13 protein-coding genes are annotated in these 16,787 nt (G+C 74.1%); 4 read left to right on the top strand and 9 right to left on the bottom strand.

Annotated elements, in window-relative coordinates:
* The first annotated feature begins 80 nt into the window (after positions 1-80).
* On the top strand, positions 81-1,943 hold the full coding sequence (locus tag H6X67_RS01665) for an ABC-ATPase domain-containing protein (protein ID WP_249375545.1): 1,863 nt from the start codon (positions 81-83) through the stop codon (positions 1,941-1,943).
* 135 nt (positions 1,944-2,078) lie between these two features.
* Here H6X67_RS01665 and H6X67_RS01660 read toward each other — a convergent pair whose 3' ends face one another.
* The 7 genes from H6X67_RS01660 to ilvD all read right to left on the bottom strand — a co-directional run bounded on the left by H6X67_RS01660 (position 2,079) and on the right by ilvD (position 11,411).
* On the bottom strand, positions 2,079-2,636 hold the full coding sequence (locus H6X67_RS01660; protein ID WP_249369401.1) for an NADPH-dependent FMN reductase: 558 nt from the start codon (positions 2,634-2,636) through the stop codon (positions 2,079-2,081).
* A 93-nt stretch (positions 2,637-2,729) separates the two neighbouring features.
* On the bottom strand, positions 2,730-4,262 hold the full coding sequence (ilvA, locus tag H6X67_RS01655; protein ID WP_249369409.1) for a threonine ammonia-lyase, biosynthetic: 1,533 nt from the start codon (positions 4,260-4,262) through the stop codon (positions 2,730-2,732).
* A gap of 81 nt (positions 4,263-4,343) precedes the next feature.
* The gene (locus H6X67_RS01650; RefSeq protein WP_249369399.1) at positions 4,344-6,110 is read right to left on the bottom strand and encodes an ABC transporter permease subunit; all 1,767 of its coding nucleotides are present in this window, start codon (positions 6,108-6,110) and stop codon (positions 4,344-4,346) included.
* Positions 6,107-7,684: an ABC transporter substrate-binding protein gene (locus H6X67_RS01645; protein ID WP_249377009.1), complete on the bottom strand. Its 1,578-nt coding sequence runs from the start codon at positions 7,682-7,684 to the stop codon at positions 6,107-6,109. The genes H6X67_RS01650 and H6X67_RS01645 overlap by 4 nt, the downstream gene beginning before the upstream one ends.
* Before the next feature lie 30 nt (positions 7,685-7,714).
* Positions 7,715-8,551, bottom strand: coding sequence for an ATP-binding cassette domain-containing protein (locus H6X67_RS01640; RefSeq protein ID WP_249377007.1), 837 nt, complete (start codon positions 8,549-8,551; stop codon positions 7,715-7,717).
* Positions 8,548-9,465: an ATP-binding cassette domain-containing protein gene (locus H6X67_RS01635; protein WP_249377005.1), complete on the bottom strand. Its 918-nt coding sequence runs from the start codon at positions 9,463-9,465 to the stop codon at positions 8,548-8,550. Before H6X67_RS01635 ends, H6X67_RS01640 begins: the two co-directional genes overlap by 4 nt.
* A 77-nt stretch (positions 9,466-9,542) precedes the next feature.
* Positions 9,543-11,411: a dihydroxy-acid dehydratase gene (ilvD, locus tag H6X67_RS01630; RefSeq protein ID WP_249369938.1), complete on the bottom strand. Its 1,869-nt coding sequence runs from the start codon at positions 11,409-11,411 to the stop codon at positions 9,543-9,545.
* Positions 11,412-11,841: 430 nt separating this feature from the next.
* On the opposite strand from ilvD, the gene H6X67_RS01625 reads away from it, so the two are divergent.
* Entirely contained in the window at positions 11,842-12,885 is a 1,044-nt protein-coding gene (locus H6X67_RS01625; protein WP_249369171.1) for a hypothetical protein, read from the top strand.
* A gap of 173 nt (positions 12,886-13,058) precedes the next feature.
* Here H6X67_RS01625 and H6X67_RS01620 read toward each other — a convergent pair whose 3' ends face one another.
* Both H6X67_RS01620 and H6X67_RS01615 read right to left on the bottom strand, forming a co-directional pair.
* Positions 13,059-13,466: an FKBP-type peptidyl-prolyl cis-trans isomerase gene (locus H6X67_RS01620; protein WP_249369180.1), complete on the bottom strand. Its 408-nt coding sequence runs from the start codon at positions 13,464-13,466 to the stop codon at positions 13,059-13,061.
* 84 nt (positions 13,467-13,550) lie between these two features.
* On the bottom strand, positions 13,551-14,507 hold the full coding sequence (locus tag H6X67_RS01615; protein ID WP_249369182.1) for a Bax inhibitor-1/YccA family protein: 957 nt from the start codon (positions 14,505-14,507) through the stop codon (positions 13,551-13,553).
* Positions 14,508-14,818: 311 nt separating this feature from the next.
* Between H6X67_RS01615 and H6X67_RS01610 the strand changes: the two genes are divergently transcribed.
* Together H6X67_RS01610 and H6X67_RS01605 are read left to right on the top strand one after the other, a co-directional pair.
* On the top strand, positions 14,819-15,778 hold the full coding sequence (locus H6X67_RS01610; RefSeq protein ID WP_249369184.1) for an ABC transporter ATP-binding protein: 960 nt from the start codon (positions 14,819-14,821) through the stop codon (positions 15,776-15,778).
* 1 nt (position 15,779) lies between these two features.
* On the top strand, positions 15,780-16,727 hold the full coding sequence (locus H6X67_RS01605) for an ABC transporter permease (RefSeq protein ID WP_249369186.1): 948 nt from the start codon (positions 15,780-15,782) through the stop codon (positions 16,725-16,727).
* The last annotated feature ends 60 nt before the right edge of the window (positions 16,728-16,787 follow it).

Below are 16,787 nucleotides of genomic sequence, written 5' to 3'. Positions count from 1 at the left end.
CACCGGCCGGGCGACCCGGCATCCTCCGGCTCACTCGGCCACCCACCGAGCCACCCGGCCGCGTGTGCCAGGATCGCCCCATGACTGAGAGCAGGTACACGGGCGGCGAGCCTCTTCATCGCACAGGACCGGGGCGCGCGGGCGGCCGGCCGGACCGGACGGGCCGGGGTCACCGCGGCGGCCCCGGCGGCTACCGTCCCGACCGCCCCCGCCGCGACTACGACGACCAGCCCCGTGAGGGTGCCCTGTCCGACCTCGTCGGGCACCTGCACGCCCTCGACAACCGCTCCTACGCGGCCTACAAGGCGATCATCGGCCACTACACGGCCCCCGAGGGCTGGGTGCTGCACGTCGACCGGGTCCAGCCGGACCCCTACGCGCCCCCGACCCACATCCGCCTCGAGGTCCCCACCGACCTGCCGGGCCTCGAGGTGCTGGGCGAGCACGAGCTGCTGGCGACGCGGGACCGGCGCACCGCCGTCGGCGACTTCCTCAGCCGCGAGCTCCACCAGGGATTCAAGGGCACGAGCCTGTCGATCGCGGTGCCCGGCCAGGAGATCCTCGAGCGCTCCTGCGTCACCTTCCTGCCCGGGCCGCAGCCCGGCACCTGGGTGGTCGAGGTGCGCGCCCGCGTCTCGCTGCCCGCACGCGGTCGCTCTATCCAGGGCCACGAGGCCTCGCGCATCATCGGCCGCGACCTCACGCGGGAGGTGGGGGCCGCCCTCGACCTCACCGGACGGCGCGCCGAGCGCCTGCTGGCGCACGTCGCCGCCCTGGAGGACCACCGGGCGCTGACCGAGGCGGTGCGCGCCAACGGCTGGGTCTGCTTCCTCGCGGACGGCTCGCTGCTGCCGCGCCGCTCGGGCGTCTCCGACGAGCCGATGCGCTCGGGCGCGGTCCCGCTCACCGCCCCGGACACGCTCGCCGCGAGCGTGAGCCTGCCGCACGCGGGCACGGTGCGCGGCACCGCCGTCGGAGCGGGGGTGACGCTCATCGTGGGTGGCGGCTACCACGGCAAGTCGACCCTGCTGACGGCGATCGAGCGGGGCGTGTACCCGCACGTGCCCGGGGACGGGCGCGAGCTCGTGGCCACGGTCCCCGACGCGGTCAAGGCGAGGGCGGCGGACGGCCGGGCAGTGACCTCGGTGGACCTCACGCCCTTCATCTCGCACCTGCCGGGCGGCCAGGACACGGCCTCCTTCACGACGAAGAACGCCTCGGGCTCGACCTCGCAGGCGGCCTCACTCATGGAGGCGGTGGAGGCCGGGGCCTCGGCCCTGCTGCTGGACGAGGACACGAGCGCGACGAACCTGCTCATCCGGGACTCGCGGATGCGCGCCCTGGTGGCGGACGAGCACGAGCCGATCACGCCGCTCGTGGACCGTGTGGGCGCGCTGGCGCGGGACAGGGGCGTCTCGACCGTGCTCGTCATGGGCGGCTCGGGCGACTACCTCGACGTCGCGGACCGGGTGCTGCTCATGGACTCCTACGAGCTGCGTGACACCACGGCCCGGGCGGCCGCCGTCGTCGCGGACCTGCCGCGGCCGGCGACGGCGATGAGCGCCTTCCCGGCCCCGGCGGCGCGGGTGCCCCTGCCGGCCCCCGCGCGCGAGCGCCGCGGCCCGGTGCGCACGCGGGCCCGGGGCACGGGCTCGCTCACGCTGGACCGTGAGGACGTGGACGTCTCGGACGTCGCCGGCATCGTGGACCCCGGCCAGGCCGAGGCTCTCGCCCACGCGCTGCGGGCGCTGCTGGAGCAGCGCTTCGACGGCGGGTCGACGCTGGCCGAGTGCCTGGGCGACCTGGAGGCGCTGCTGGACGAGGAGGGGCTGGACGCGCTGGGCGACAGGCCGGCCTTCCTCGTGCGCCCGCGGATGGTGGATGTGGCGGGGACGGTCAACCGGTACCGCTTGCTGGAGGTCGCTGCTGTCACTGAGGCCTAGTCAGCCACTGGCGCCGCGCAGCAGCCGGGCCCTTCATCCGCGCGATGGCGCGGATGAAGGGCCCGGTCGCTCAGGGGCTCCCCGTTCTGACTAGGGATGCGTGACAGGCTGCCCCGCCGGCGCGGGGCGCCGGTGTCAGCGCAGGACCGACAGCGCCCTGTCCTGGGCGACGATGGCCTCGACCATGGCGGGGACCTCGGCGTCGTGGAAGGCGGCGGGCTTGAAGACGCTCATGTTCTCGAAGTCGGTGGCCAGGTGCAGGTTGACCTGGGGACCGACGACGCCGGTGGTGAAGTTGGCGAGGATGAGGCGCAGCGCCTCGATGGGGCGGAAGCCGGAGCCGAAGGAGTAGGAGACGAGGCCGACGGCCTTGTTCGCCAGGACGGAGGGGGTGATGAAGTCGATGGCGTTCTTCAGGGCCCCGGGGATGGAGTGGTTGTACTCGGGGGTGACGAAGACGTAGGCGTCGTAGGAGGCCAGCGCCTCGTTCCACCTCACGGCGGCGGGGTCGGTTGCGGGCCGCACGGCGGTCGGGTAGTCCTCGACGAAGACCGGCAGGTTGAAGTCGGCGAGGTTGAGGACGGTGGCCTCGACCCCCTCGACGGCGTTGGCCTTGTCGGCCACCCACTGGGCGACGGGGCCGCCGACGGAGGCGGGGCGGACGGAACCAGAGATGACGGCGATGGTGGTCATGGGGACTCCTCAGAAGTAGTTGATCCGCGAACTACTTTAGGCCCAAGGTCCGCCCCGCTCCACACCCGTCACCATGAGCCCGGACACACCCGCTCAGCGCGCGAGGAAGAACCTCGCCGCCGGGTCCTGGGTCTCCTCGCGGTAGGCGTAGCCGAGCCGGTCCATGTGCTCGGTCAGCGCCGTGTCCCCCTCACCGGCCTCGAAGCCGCACAGGATGCGCCCGTAGTCCGCGCCGTCCGTGCGGTAGTGGAACAGCGTGACGTTCCAGCGGGTGCCCAGCACCTCCAGGAAGCGCACGAGCGCACCCGGGGCCTCGGGGAACTCGAAGGAGAACAGCCGCTCCGCCATCCCGCGCGGAGCCCGCCCGCCGATCATCGAGCGCACGTGCACCTTGGCGAGCTCGTCCTCGGTGAGGTCGATGACGCCGTAGCCGCAGCCCTCCAGGTCCGCGACGATCTCGCGGCGCTCCTCGCGCCCTCGGCTCAGGCGCACGCCGACGAAGATCCGGGCCGGCTGCCCCGGGTCGGCGCTGGCCGAGACGCGGTAGTTGAACTCGGTGACGGCCCGCCCGCCCAGGACGGAGGCGAAGCGCAGGAACTCCCCCTGGCGCTCGGGGATGGTGACCCCGAGCATCGCCTCGCGCTGCTCACCGATCTCGCTGCGCTCGGAGATGTAGCGCAGCTGGTGGAAGTTGAGGTTCGAGCCCGACAGCACGCAGGCGAGCCTCTCCCCGCTGAGCGCGTGCTCACCGGCGTACTTCTTGAGCCCCGCGAGCGCGACCGCGCCACTGGGCTCCGGGACGGCGCGCACGTCCTCGAAGAGGTCGCGCACGGCGGCCGAGACCTCGTCGGAGGAGACGGTGACGACGTCGTCGAGCAGGGCCCGGCACAGGCGGAAGGTCTCGTCGCCCACGCGGCGCACGGCGACGCCCTCGGCGAAGAGGCCCACGTGCCCGAGGGTGACGGGCTCCCCGGCCGCCAGGGCGGCGCTCAGGCAGGCGGACTCCTCGTGCTCGACGCCGATGACGGCGGTGTCCGGCATGAGGGCCTTGACCAGGACGGCGATGCCGGAGACGAGTCCGCCGCCGCCCACGGGCACGAAGACGCGGTCGAGCTGGGCGTCCTGCTGGATGAGCTCGAGCCCGATGGTGCCCTGGCCGGCAATGACGCGAGGGTCGTCGAAGGGGGCGACGTAGGTGCGCCCCTCGGCCTCGGCCAGGCGCCGGGCCTCGCGGGCGGCGGCGTCGAAGTTGTCCCCGTGGAGAAGGACCTCACCGCCCAGGGCGCGCACGGCGTCCACCTTGATGCGCGGCGTGACGGTGGGCATGACGATGGTGGCGCTCACCCCGAGCAGGGAGGCCGAGCGGGCCACGCCCTGGGCGTGGTTGCCGGCCGAGGCGGTGATGACGCCGCGGGCGCGGGCGGCCTCGTCGAGGCAGCGCATGGCGTTGTAGGCGCCGCGGATCTTGAAGGAGTGGACGGCCTGCAGGTCCTCGCGCTTGACCTGGACGGTGCACCCCAGGCGGGCGGACAGGGCGGGCATCTCCTGCAGGGGGGTGTGCTCGGCGGCCTCGTAGACGGGTGCGCGCAGCACCTCCTTGAGGTAGCGGGCGGAGTCCCAGGTCATGCCGTCGGTGCCGAGCTCGTTCACGCGGCTCAGGCTATCGGTCCGACGGCGGGTACCGCCCGGGCGTCCGCGGCACGGGTCTCAGCGACGGCCGGTGCGGGAGGCGGCGACGGCGGTGACGCTGAGCAGGACGAGGGCGGCGGCGGGCGTGGCGACGGCCCAGGGGGCGCGCTCGATGTAGGGCAGGGCCTCGGCGAGGACGAGCCCCCACTCGGGCTCGGGCGCCTGGGCGCCGAGGCCGAGGAAGCCGAGCCCGGCCAGGGCCAGGGCGATGCCGGGCAGGCGCAGGGCGGCGTGGCGCAGGAGGGGTCCGACGACGGCGGGCAGCACCCGGGTGAGGGTGACGCGCACCCGCCCCTCCCCCAGGACGGGGGCGATGGCGACGTCGGGGCGCTCGCGGGCCTCCTGGACGAGGGCGGCGGCGTGGGCGGCGAGCGGTGCCCAGCCGACGCAGGTGACGGCGAGGGCGGCACCGAGGGCGCTGGGGCCGGTGACGGCGGCGACCATGAGGCCGGCGAGGACGGGCGGGGCGGCGTTGGCGACCTCGATGGGGCCGGTGGAGGCGCGCGGCACCAGCCCGAGCAGGAGGCCGATGAGCAGGCAGACGGCGGTGACGGCCAGGGCGGCGAGCATGGTGGACACGGCGCCGTGGGCGACACGGGCGAGCACGTCGCGCCCGAGGGCGTCGGCCCCGAGCAGCAGGGTGGCGCTGGGCGCCTGGAGGCGTGAGGCGACGACGGTGTAGGGGTCGCGGGCGACGCCGGCGAGCACGAGGGCGGTGAGTGCGAGGGCGCCGGCGAGGGCGACGAGTCGCGCGCCGCGTCCGGGGCTGGTGACGGCGGGGGCGGCGGCGACGCCTCCGGCTCCGTGGGCGCCGGCGAGCAGGAGGCGGCGGGTGAGGGAGGCGAGCGCCCCGGCGCCCAGGGCGAGGGCGAGCAGGAGGATGACACCGGCCTGGAGGGCGGGCACGTCCTGGGCGGTGGCGGAGCCGAGCAGGGCGCGTCCGAGTCCGGGGATGGCGAAGACCTTCTCGACGGCGACGGCCCCGCCGGTCAGGCCGACGACGACGAGGGCGACCTGCCCGGTGAGCGGGGTCAGGGCGCGGCGCAGGACGGCCAGGGCGAGGGCGGGGCCGCGGATGCCGGCGGTGGCCCAGGTGGCGACCCACTTCTCTGCGGTGACGGCGGCCACGGCGTCGGCCACGAGGCCGCCGAGCAGGCCGCCGGCGGGCAGGCCGAGGGACAGGGCGGGCAGGACGAGGTGCGCCAGGTCCCCCCAGCCGTAGGGCGGCAGCCACCCGGCGTAGACGCTGAGCAGGAGCAGGAGCACGGGGGCGAGCAGGTACTCGGGCAGGGAGGTCAGGGCGGCGGCCGCTGCCCCGCCCCGGCTGCGGCGGCGGCCGGTGAGGGCGTCGCGCAGGGCGGGGGCGGTGAGCAGGGCGGCGGTGAGGACGGCGACGGCGAGGGCCGCGCCCATGAGGGTGAGGGAGACGCGGAAGGCCTCGAGGGTACCGGGGCCGACGGGGGCGCCGGAGATCCAGGAGGTGCCGAGGTCGCCGTGGGCGAGCCCGGCGAGCCAGTGGCCGATGGTGCCCAGAGGGCCGCGGTCCAGGCCGAGGCGCTGGCGGATGGCGTCGAGGACCTCGGCGGTGGCCTCGCGCTCGGCGGAGGTGGCGCGCAGGATCGTCAGGGCGGGGTCGTTGCCGCTGAGCCAGGGCAGGAGCCCGATGAGGGCGATGAGGGCCGCGACGGCCAGCGCCCTTGAGGCGGCCGTGACGCCATTGGCGCCGATGGCGCCCCTGACAGCACCGCGGCCGCTGAGGACGCCGGCGCCTGCGGGCCGTCTCATGAGACCTGGGTGGCGGTGGTGACGAGGGCGCGCTCGCGCGGGTCGCGCTCGGCGCCAGTGACACCGGCGCCCTCGCCCTGCAGGACGCGCTCGTGCAGCAGCGGGACGGCGCAGTCGGTGGCGAGGATGAGCTGCTCGGCAGCGATGATGGCGGCGCGGCGCTCGTCGCCGGCCTCGAGGGCGGCGGCGCCGGCCAGGGCGGCGTCGACCTCGGCGTCCTGGAGGAAGCACAGGGAGAAGGAGCCGCTGGAGGAGAAGTCGGAGACCATGTAGGCCACGGGGTCGCCGGAGTCGAGGACGGTGGCACGTGAGAGCAGGAAGGCGTCGAAGCGCCCGGCGAGGGCGTCGGCCTCGATCTGGGCGTACTCGCGCACGTCCTGGGTGACGGTGAAGCCGACGGCCTCGAGCTGCTGGGCGATGAGGACGACGATCTCGGCGAGCTCGGGGCGGTCGGTGTAGGTGCCCAGCGTGATGGTGGTGCCGGCGGGCACGGCGGTGGCGCGGGTGGCGGTGGGGGCCTTGCCTGTGGCGGCGGCGCCGTCGCTGCCGGCCCAGGCCTGGGCGCCCCAGGCGCGCTGCTCGACGCTCCAGGCGAGGGCGGGGCCCAGGAGCCCGGCGGCGACGTCGGCGTGGCCCTCGTACATGGTCTCGACGAGGCCGGTGACGTCGATGGCGTCGCGGGCGGCGGCGCGCAGGCCGTGGTCGGTGAAGGCTCCGCTGCGGGTGTTGAGGTAGAGGGTGGCGGTGCGGGGCATGGGGACCTCGTGGAGGAGGCCCTCGTCGATGGTGGCGGCCTGGGAGACGGGCACGGCCTCGACGATGTCGGCCTCGCCGGTGCGCAGGGCGGCGCCGCGGGCGGTGCCGTCGGGGACGTAGGAGACGTCGAGGCCTGTGGCGGCGGCCTTCTCGCCCCAGTAGTCCTCGTTGCGCTCGAGGGTGGCGGTGGCGGTGCCGCCGACCTCGGTGAGGATGAAGGCGCCGGTGCCGTGGCCCTGGGGGTTGACGGGGCCGTCGGGGCTGAGGTCGGCGGGGTAGGCGGCTGCGGCGAGGATGGCAAGCTGGGGGCTGGACAGGCGCTGGGGGACGAGGGGGTCGGGGCTGGAGGTGGTGACGAGGACGTCGTCGCCGTCGGCGGTGGCGGCCAGGTCGGTGCCGTCGAGGATGCGCGGCGGGGTGGAGTAGGCGGCGGCGAAGGCGAGGTCGGCGGCGACCTGCTCGGCGGTGAGGGCGGTGCCGTCGTGGAAGGTGACGCCCTGGCGGATGGTGAAGCGCCAGGTGGTGTCGTTCTCGCGGGTCCAGCTGGTGGCGAGGCAGGGCAGGGCGTTGCCGTCGGCGTCGAGGACGACGAGGGTCTCGGCGGTGGACCAGCGCGAGAGCTTGAAGGCGTCGTCGGACAGGGGGTTGAGGCCGGAGCGGGGCGGCTGGAGCATGGCGATGCGGATGCGGCCGTCGGAGGCGGAGGCGGCCCCGCCGGTGGTGCTGGGGCTGCTGGAGCAGGCGGCGACGGCGCCGGCCACGGCTCCGGCGGCGAGCAGGGCCAGGACGTGGCGGCGGGTGACCTGGGTGGCGTTCATGGGGGTCCTTTCCGGGGTGCGGGTGCCGGCTCAGCCGGCGGGCATCTGGGGCACGGCGTCGCGCAGGGCGCGGGCGGCCGGGTGGTGCGGGGTGGTGAGGAGCTGGGTGGTGGGGGCGTCCTCGACGATGCGGCCGTCGTCCATGACGAGGGCGCGGCGGCACACGCGGGCGACGGCGGCCAGGTCGTGGGAGACGACGAGGAGGCCGGGGGTGGGGGCGCCGTCGGGCGCGGCGGGCAGGCAGAGGCCGCCGTCGGCGTCGCTGAGCCCGGCGAGCAGGTCGAGGACCTGGTGGCGCAGGGCGGGGTCGAGGCCGGAGACGGGCTCGTCGAGGAGGAGGAAGCGGGGGGCGGGTGCGAGGGCTCGGGCGAGGGCGACGCGCTGGGCCTGTCCGCCGGAGACCTCGTGGGGGCGGCGGCGCCACAGGTCACGGGGCAGGTCGAGGGCGGCCAGGACGGCGTGGGCGGTGGCCTCGTGCTCGTCCCGGCCGCCGGGCGCGCCGAGGCTGCGCAGGGTGCGGGTGACCTGGGACAGGACGTCGTGGCGGGGGTCGAGGCTGGCGGCGGGGTCCTGGGGGACGTACTGGACGGCGCGGCGGTAGGGGCGCAGGGCGCGGGCGCTGCGCCCGCCGGCGAGGACGCTGCGCCCGTCGAGGAGGATGTCGCCGTCGTCGCCGCGCTGGGGGTGGTCGATGAGGAGCAGGGCGCGCAGGAGGGTGGTCTTGCCGCAGCCGGAGCGGCCGAGGAGGGCGACGGTCTCGGAGCCCGCGAGGGTGAGGTCGAGCCGGTCGAGGACGCGGTGGGGGCGGCCGTCCTCGCCGGGGTAGGAGCGGGTGAGGTGGCGGACGGCGAACGAGGGGGCGCTCACCGGGCAGCCTCCGAGGCGGTGTGCTCGAGGGCGTGGGTGGCGCACTCGGGGCAGTCGGAGCCGGTGGTGAAGGCGGTGCGGGCCTCGACGGCGGCGAGGGCCCCGGCGAGGGTCTCCTCGCGGGCGGCGGCGCACATGGCGCGGGTGAGGGGGTGCTGGGGGGTGGTGAGGACGGTGGTGGCGTCGCCGGCCTCGATGACGTGCCCGTCGTGCATGACGAGGACGCGGTCGCACAGGGCGGCGGCGGGCAGGTCGTGGGTGACGAGCAGGAGGGCGGGGGCGCGGTCCCCGAGGGAGGCGAGGACGCCGGTGAGGACGTCGAGGACCTCGGCGCGGGCGATGACGTCGAGGGCGGTGGTGGGCTCGTCGGCGACGAGGACGGCGGGGTCGCAGGCGAGCGCCAGGGCGAGGGCGGCGCGCTGGCGCTGGCCGCCGGAGAGCCGTCCGGGGACGCGCTCGGTGAGGTCGGCGGGCAGCCCGACGGCGGCCAGGAGCTCGAGCGCACGGGCGACGCGGCGTCGGCGGCCGGCTCCGCTGCGGGTGGAGCGGACGGCGAGGGCGACCTGCTCGGTGACGGGCAGGAGGGGGTGCAGGGCGGTGGCGGGGTCCTGCTGGACGAGGGCGACGCGGGCTCCGGCGGGGCGCTGCTGGGCGGGCAGGGGCAGGAGGTTGACGACGGCGTCGGGCTGTGCGCCCTGCCCGTCGTGCTGCGCCCGCTCGCGGCGCGTGAGCAGCCCCTCGGCACGGGCCCCGGGGGCGAGGGTGCCGGCGAGGGCGGCGCAGGTGAGGGACTTGCCGGCCCCGGAGGCGCCGACGAGCGCGGTGGAGGTGCCGGGGGCGAGGTCGAGGTCGACGCCGTTGACGAGGCGCCGGCCGGCGATCTCCACCACCAGCCCTCTGAGAACGATTGTCACACTCGCACTCTATGTGGCAACGGGACCCGTTCTCAAACCAAAGTGGGTCACATCTGCGCACCGGAGACTCCCGCGGCTCAGTACCGGGGAAGCCTGCTCAGGTCGCGCACCGCGCCGAGGTCGGCGGAGGTGGCGAGCATGGCGTAGGCGCGCAGCGCCGCGCTCACCTGGCGCGGGCGCTGGGTGTGCGGGGTCCAGGCGGCGTCACCGCGGGCCTCCTCGGCGGCGCGACGACGGGCGACCTCGGCGTCGTCGACCTTGAGGACGATGGAGCGGTTCGGGATGTCGATCTCGATGAGGTCGCCGGTGCGGACGAGGCCGATGAGGCCGCCGGCGGCCGCCTCCGGGGAGACGTGGCCGATGGACAGGCCGGAGGTGCCGCCGGAGAAGCGGCCGTCGGTGAGCAGGGCGCACTCCTTGCCCAGGTGCATCGACTTGATGTACGTCGTCGGGTAGAGCATCTCCTGCATGCCCGGGCCGCCGCGCGGGCCCTCGTGGCTGATGACGACGACGTCGCCGCTCGCCACCTTCCCGCCCAGGATGCCCTCGACGGCGTCCTCCTGGGACTCGAAGACGACGGCGGGCCCGGTGAAGGTGAGGATGGAGGCGTCCACGCCGGCGGTCTTGACGATGCAGCCCTTCTCGGCGATGTTGCCGAAGAGGACGGCCAGGCCGCCGTCCTGGGAGAAGGCGTGGGCGCGGTCGCGGATGGCGCCCTCGGCACGGTCGGTGTCCAGCCGCTCCCAGCGCGAGGCCTGGGAGAGCATCCGGGTGGTGCGCACGCCCGCGGGGGCGGCGAGGTAAGCGGTACGCACGTCGTCGGGGACGGTGGCGCCGGGGCGGGCGACGTCGTACTCGTCGAGGGTGTCGCGCAGGGTGGTGCCCAGGACGTTGGTCGTCGTCGTGTCGAGCAGGCCGGCGCGGTCGATCTCCCCGAGGATGCCCATGATGCCGCCGGCACGGTGGACGTCCTCGATGTGGATGAGGTTGGTCGACGGCGCGACCTTGCACAGGTGGGGCACGACGCGCGAGAGGCGGTCGATGTCCGCCATGGTGAAGTCGACCTCGGCGGACTGGGCGGCGGCCAGCAGGTGCAGGACCGTGTTGGTGGAGCCGCCCATGGCGACGTCGAGGCTCATGGCGTTCTCGAAGGCGGCCTTGGTGCAGATCGAGCGGGGCAGGACGCTGGCGTCATCCTGCTCGTAGTAGCGCTTGGTGATCTCGACGATCTGGCGGCCGGCCCGGCGGAAGAGCTCGCCGCGGTCCGCGTGGGTGGCGAGCAGGGTGCCGTTCATCGGCAGGGCGAGGCCCAGGGCCTCGGTGAGGCAGTTCATGGAGTTGGCGGTGAACATGCCGGAGCAGGAGCCGCAGGTGGGGCAGGCCAGGCGCTCGATGGCGCTGATGGTCTCGTCGGAGACGGTGGGGTCGGCGGCGTCCATCATGGCGTCGATGAGGTCGAGCTTGCGGGTGGTGCCGTCGTTGGCGGTCATCTTGCCGGACTCCATGGGCCCGCCGGAGACGAAGATCGTGGGGACGTTGAGCCGCAGGGCGGCCATGAGCATGCCGGGGGTGATCTTGTCACAGTTGGAGATGCACACGATGGCGTCGGCGCAGTGGGCATTGACCATGTACTCCACCGAGTCGGCGATGATGTCGCGGCTGGGCAGGGAGTAGAGCATGCCGTCATGGCCCATCGCGATGCCGTCGTCGACGGCGATCGTGTTGAACTCCTTGGCGATGCCGCCGGCGGCCTGGACCTGCTCGGCGACGAGCCTGCCGACGTCGCGCAGGCCGACGTGCCCGGGGACGAACTCGGTGAAGGAGTTGGCGATGGCGATGATCGGCTTGCCGAAGTCGGAGTCCTTGACGCCGGTGGCGCGCCAGAGCGCGCGGGCGCCGGCCATGTTGCGGCCGGAGGTGGAGGTGGCGCTGCGGTACTGCGGCATGGGCCCGGGTTCTCCTTACGAGGCGTCATGAACTGGGTCCAAGACTAGTGGGGCGGCGCCCGGCGCCGTCGTGGAGGCCATCACCCGGACCAAGGCGGCCCTTACCCGCTCCCTTCTGCCCCACCCCAGCCCCACCCCCTGTCCCAACTCCTCGGTTTGCGCTCGAACTCCCTGGGGGAACCCCGGGGTTTCGAGCGCAAACCGAGGAGGTCGGGGGTAGGGCCACGGCAGCCGAGCCCGAGGCGCCGCGGGCTCATCGAGGCTCACGGAGCGCCGCCCCTCAGGGCTCCGGAGCGCACCCGTCTCCCGGGGCCAGGCTCCGCCCGGGACGGTGAGGTGAGCCATGTCGCCCCACAGGGCCGCCAGAGGAACAGAAGCATTGGTTAGGCTGTCCTTACCTTCCTTCTCCATGTCCTGAACGAGGTTCCCCATGAGACTCCGCCACCCACTCGCCACAGCCTCCGCCGTCGCCATCATGGCCGCGGGCGTCCTGCTGTCCCCCGCCGCGCTCGCCGCGCAGCAGCCGTCACTGGAGTGCAACGGGTTCACCTGCGCCAACCCGATCATCACCGGCGGCGTGAGCGCCGCCTACACCACGGACCAGCCCGGCCCTGACACGGTCTGGGGCACCCCGCAGGTGGGCCTGGCGGAGACCCCGGCCGACGCCCTGGACGTCGAGCCGGGCAGCACGGTGACGAGGACCTATGAGGTCACCATCCCGTCCCAGGTCTCCCCCACCTCGCCGCACAGGGTCTCGCTGCTCATCGAGAACGGCACCGGACTGTTCTCCGTCCCCCTCGACATGCGTCTCCACGTCACTGACGCTGCCGGCACCGAGCTGCCCGGCGGGACCTGCACCCCCGCGGAGCAGAGGCTCAACGCGGGCGAGCAGGTGACCGTGACCTGCACGGTCCCCGAGGGCGGCACCCGTGTCACGGCCTTCCGTCGGGGCAGCTACGGGGGCGAGCAGCTGGCCGCCTGGACGCTGGCCTCCCAGACGCAGCCCACCCCTGCGGCCCCGGCTACCGCGCCCGCGGTCACCGTTGACGGCCAGAGCGTTGCCGGGACGGTGGACGCCGACGGGACCTGGCGGGGCACCGCCGTCGTCACCCGTCAGGCCCCGGACACCAACGGCGCGGAGGCCACCCACACCCCGGAGGTCACCGTTGACTGCGCGCCGGTGACTGCGCCCTCCTTCCGCGTGACCACCAAGGCCGCTCCCGCGCCGGTGCCCTCGCCCACGCAGTCGGCCACGGGCTCCGAGCAGGACCCCACGGCCTCCGCCTCAGCGACCGAGGGCCCGACGGCGGCCGCCGTGTCAGCCACCGCGTCGAGCCGTCCCCAGCAGAAGGGGTCCGGGACGGGCTCCGCCCGTCTGGCGGCCACCGGCCCCCAGACGCTGGGCGCGCTGACCTTCGCGCTGGTGCTCGTCGGCGCGGGCGCCCTCTCGCTCAGGCGCACCCGCCGCGCCTGACCCGGCGTCCCACCCCGCCGGCCTGAGCTCCTCGGTTTGCGCTCGAACTCCCTGGGAGAACCCCGTGGTTTCGAGCGCAAACCGAGGAGCTCGGGTACGACCGTGCCCCGTCCGGGCTGAGGGCCGGACGGGGCACGGGTGCGTCAGTGTGTCAGCGCAGCAGGGCGCGGGCGTCACATGACGCCGAGGATCTCCGTGACGAAGACAAGGGTGTCGCCGCCCTTGATGCCGGCCTGGGGCACGCCGCGGTCGCCGTAGCCGAGGTCGGAGGGGATGGACAGCAGGACGCGGCTGCCGACGCGCTGGCCGACCAGGCCGTCGTCCCAGCCGCGGATGACCATGCCGACGCCGATCTGGAAGTCCAGCGGGGCGCCGCGGTCGTAGGAGTTGTCGAAGACGTTGCCGTTCCAGCACTGACCGAGGTAGTGGCAGACGATGTGGTCGCCGGCCTCGACGACCTGGCCGTCGCCGTCGTCGAGCACCTGGACCTGCAGGCCCTCGGGGGCCTCGGGGGACGGGAAGGTGAGGACCGGCTTGGTGCCCTTGGCACCCTCGACCGTGGGCATGTTGAGGTTGATCATGGCTCGAGCCTAGCGGGTGCCGGCCGCGGCGCGCTCAGCCGCCGGGCCGCACGCACCGCGCCCCCCTGCGCCCATCCCGTTCGCTCAGTCGTTCCCGCGCAGGATCGCGAGGATCCTGAGGATCTCGACGTAGAGCCACACGAGGGTGACGGTGAGGCCGAAGGCCCCGGCCCAGGCGTAGCGGGTGGGCAGGCCGCGCTCGACACCGCGCTGGATGGAGTCGAAGTCCATCACCAGGCTGAAGGCTGCCATGACGACGGCGAGCCCACCGATGAGCAGGCCCAGCGGGATGCCCATGACGGTGACGCCGCGCAGGCCCCAGGGGTCGCTCACGAGGCCGGTGACCATGAGGACGAGGTTGACGAGGCTGAAGACGAGGTAGCCGCCCATGGCGATGAGGAGGATCCTCTGGGCCTTGCCGGTGAGCCGGAAGCCGCCGACCTTGTAGGCGGCGAGCATGACGCCGAAGGTGGCGACGGTGCCGACGACGGCCTGCATGACGATGCCGGGGTAGACCATCTCCATGACGCCGGACAGGGCGCCGAGCATCATGCCCTCGAAGACGGCGTAGGTGACGATGAGCGCAGGGCTCGGCACCTTCTTGAAGGAGTTGACCAGGCCCATGACGAGGGCGCCGACGCAGCCGGCCATCATCACCATCATGCCGAGGGCGGCGGTGGCGGGGCTGGTGGCGAGCATCCAGGAGGCGCCGCCGACGAGGACGATGACGCCGAGCAGGACGGCGGTGCGCACGATGACGTCGTCATAGGTCATGCGGCCGAGGTCGACGTTGGCGGCGGCGGGCGCGCCGTACTGGGCCTCGAGCCCGGCGACCTGCTCGGGGCTGACCTGGCCGTACTGCTGCTGGCCGTACTGCTGACCGTAGCCCTGGGCGGGCTGCGGGTACTGCCGGTACTGCTGCTGGCCCTGGTACCCGGGCTGGTAGCCGGGCATGGCCGGGTAGCCCGCGGGGGTGCGGGTGGCGGTCGCCGTCGCGCCCTCCTTGAAGGCCGGGCTGCGGTCGAAGAACGGGTTGCTCATGTCCTGTGGTTCCCTCTCGGACGGGGGACGGGATGGGGCCGACGGCGTCCGGCGGGGCCGGTCCATCAGCACCTGTGTGGCACAACAGCGGCATCGTGCCCCACATTCCTGAACGGCACCTGAACCGGGGCGGAGCACCCCGCATCCTCCCCCAGGAGGAGGGTGCTCCGCCTGGCGGCCCGCGCCCGCGCTCCCCCGCTTTCGTCACCCCGGCCGATCATCGGGGCGCGGGCCCTTCCTAGCCTGGGGGCACACGCGGCGCCGGTTCCCGCCGGCCGAAGCGCCCGCCCGTCAGAAACGAGCTGATCCCCATGATCGAAGCCGTCGGTCTCACCAAGCGCTACGGCTCCAAGACCGCCGTCGACAACGCCTCCTTCACCGTCGAGCCCGGCACCGTCACCGGCTTCCTCGGCCCCAACGGCTCGGGCAAGTCGACGACGATGCGCATGATCATGGGCCTGGACAAGCCCACCAGCGGCACCGTCACGGTCAACGGGCGCCCCTACCGCGAGCTGGCCACACCGCTGCGCGAGGTCGGCGCCCTGCTGGACGCCAAGGGCCTGCACGGCTCGCGCAGCGCCCGCGCCCACCTCACCCAGCTGGCAGTCTCCAACGGCATCCCCACCCGCCGCGTGGACGAGGTCCTGGAGACCACGGGCCTGACCTCCGTCGCCAGGAAGAAGGTCAAGGGCTTCAGCCTGGGCATGGGCCAGCGCCTGGGGATCGCGGCCGCCCTGCTGGGCGACCCGAAGGTCCTCATCTTCGACGAGCCGGTCAACGGCCTCGACCCCGAGGGCGTCAAGTGGGTGCGTGAGACCTGCCGCTCGCTGGCCGCCCAGGGGCGCACGGTCTTCATCTCCTCCCACCTCATGAGCGAGATGGCGCTGACGGCGGACCACCTCATCGTCATCGGCCGGGGCCGCATCCTCACCTCCGGCCCCGTGGGAGAGGTCATCGCGGCCGCCACCAGTGACGTCGTGCGGGTCGTGTCCCCCGACGCCGGCCGGCTCGCCGAGGCCCTGGCCGCCGACGGCCTGCAGGCCCAGCTCACCGCCCCGGACACGCTCACGACGACGACGGTGCCCGCCGCCCGCATCGGTGAGACGGCCGCCGCCCACGGCCTCGTCCTGCACGAGCTCGTCACCCAGCACGCCTCCTTGGAGGAGGCCTACCTGGAGCTGACCGGAGGCGAGGTCGAGTACGCCACCGGCGCCCCGGCCGCCGAGCAGGGCGGGACCCGCCGCTCGCGCCGCGCCTTGGGCGGGCACTGACATGAGCGCCGCCGCCACCCCCATGAGCCACACCTTCCTGTCCTCCCTGGAGTCCTCGATGGAGCCCGACATGACCACCAGCCCCTCCCCCGCCCAGCCCACCGCCCGCTCCCGGCGCGCCGCGCGCGCAGCCGCCCGCACTGCCCGAGGCGCCGCCTCCTCGGGCGGCGCCGGCCAGACCTTCTGGCGGACCCTGGCCTCGGAGTGGGTCAAGCTGCGCACCCTGCGCTCGACCTGGATCACCGCCTTCATCGCGGTCCTGCTCACCTCCGGCTTCGGTGCCGCGATCGTCGTCGGCATGAACGACCTGGACCACCCTCAGGCGTGGACCAACGTCGTCGGCGGCATCCAGTTCGGGCAGATCGTCGTCGCCGTGCTGGGAGCCCTGGCGATCACCGGGGAGTACTCCTCCGGGCAGATCCGCTCGAGCCTGGCGGCCGTGCCCCGCCGCAGCCGCCTGCTGCTGGCCAAGGCCACCGTCCTGTCCCTGTTCAGCTTCGTGCTCGGCGCCCTGTCCATCCTCATCGCCTGGGCCGCCTCCGCCCTCTTCGCGGGTGAGGCGGCCGGGTCCCTGGCCGACCCCGCCTACCTCGGCTTCGTGTGGGGCACGGGCCTGACCTACGCCGGCACGGCCCTGCTCGCCATGGGTCTGGGCTTCCTCATGCGCTCGACCGCCGGGGCCATCACGATGGTCCTCACCCTCCTGTTCATCATCGACATCCCCATCAACATCGCCTCGCTCAAGTGGGAGTGGGTCGCCAAGCTCCAGACCTTCGAGCCCCTGACCCTGTCCAGGGCCGTCTTCGACCCCCTCGAGGCCGTCGTGCAGTGGGGCGAGCCGGACACCCTGCTCTTCATCGAGCACTGGCAGGCCGCCCTGGGCTTCGCCCTGTGGGCCCTGGTGCCGATGGTGCTCGCTGCCGTCGTCTTCTCCCGTCGCGACGCCTGAGGGCGGCCACGGGTCACCGGCTCCGGTGGCTAGGCGCTGAGCCTGGGCACCGGGGCCGGA

It is taken from the genome of Actinomyces sp. AC-20-1 (genome assembly GCF_023369555.1).
Taxonomy (GTDB): Bacteria; Actinomycetota; Actinomycetes; order Actinomycetales; family Actinomycetaceae; genus Actinomyces.
The sequence above is the reverse complement of the archived record's forward strand: the minus strand, read 5'-3'. Positions and strand labels throughout refer to the sequence as shown.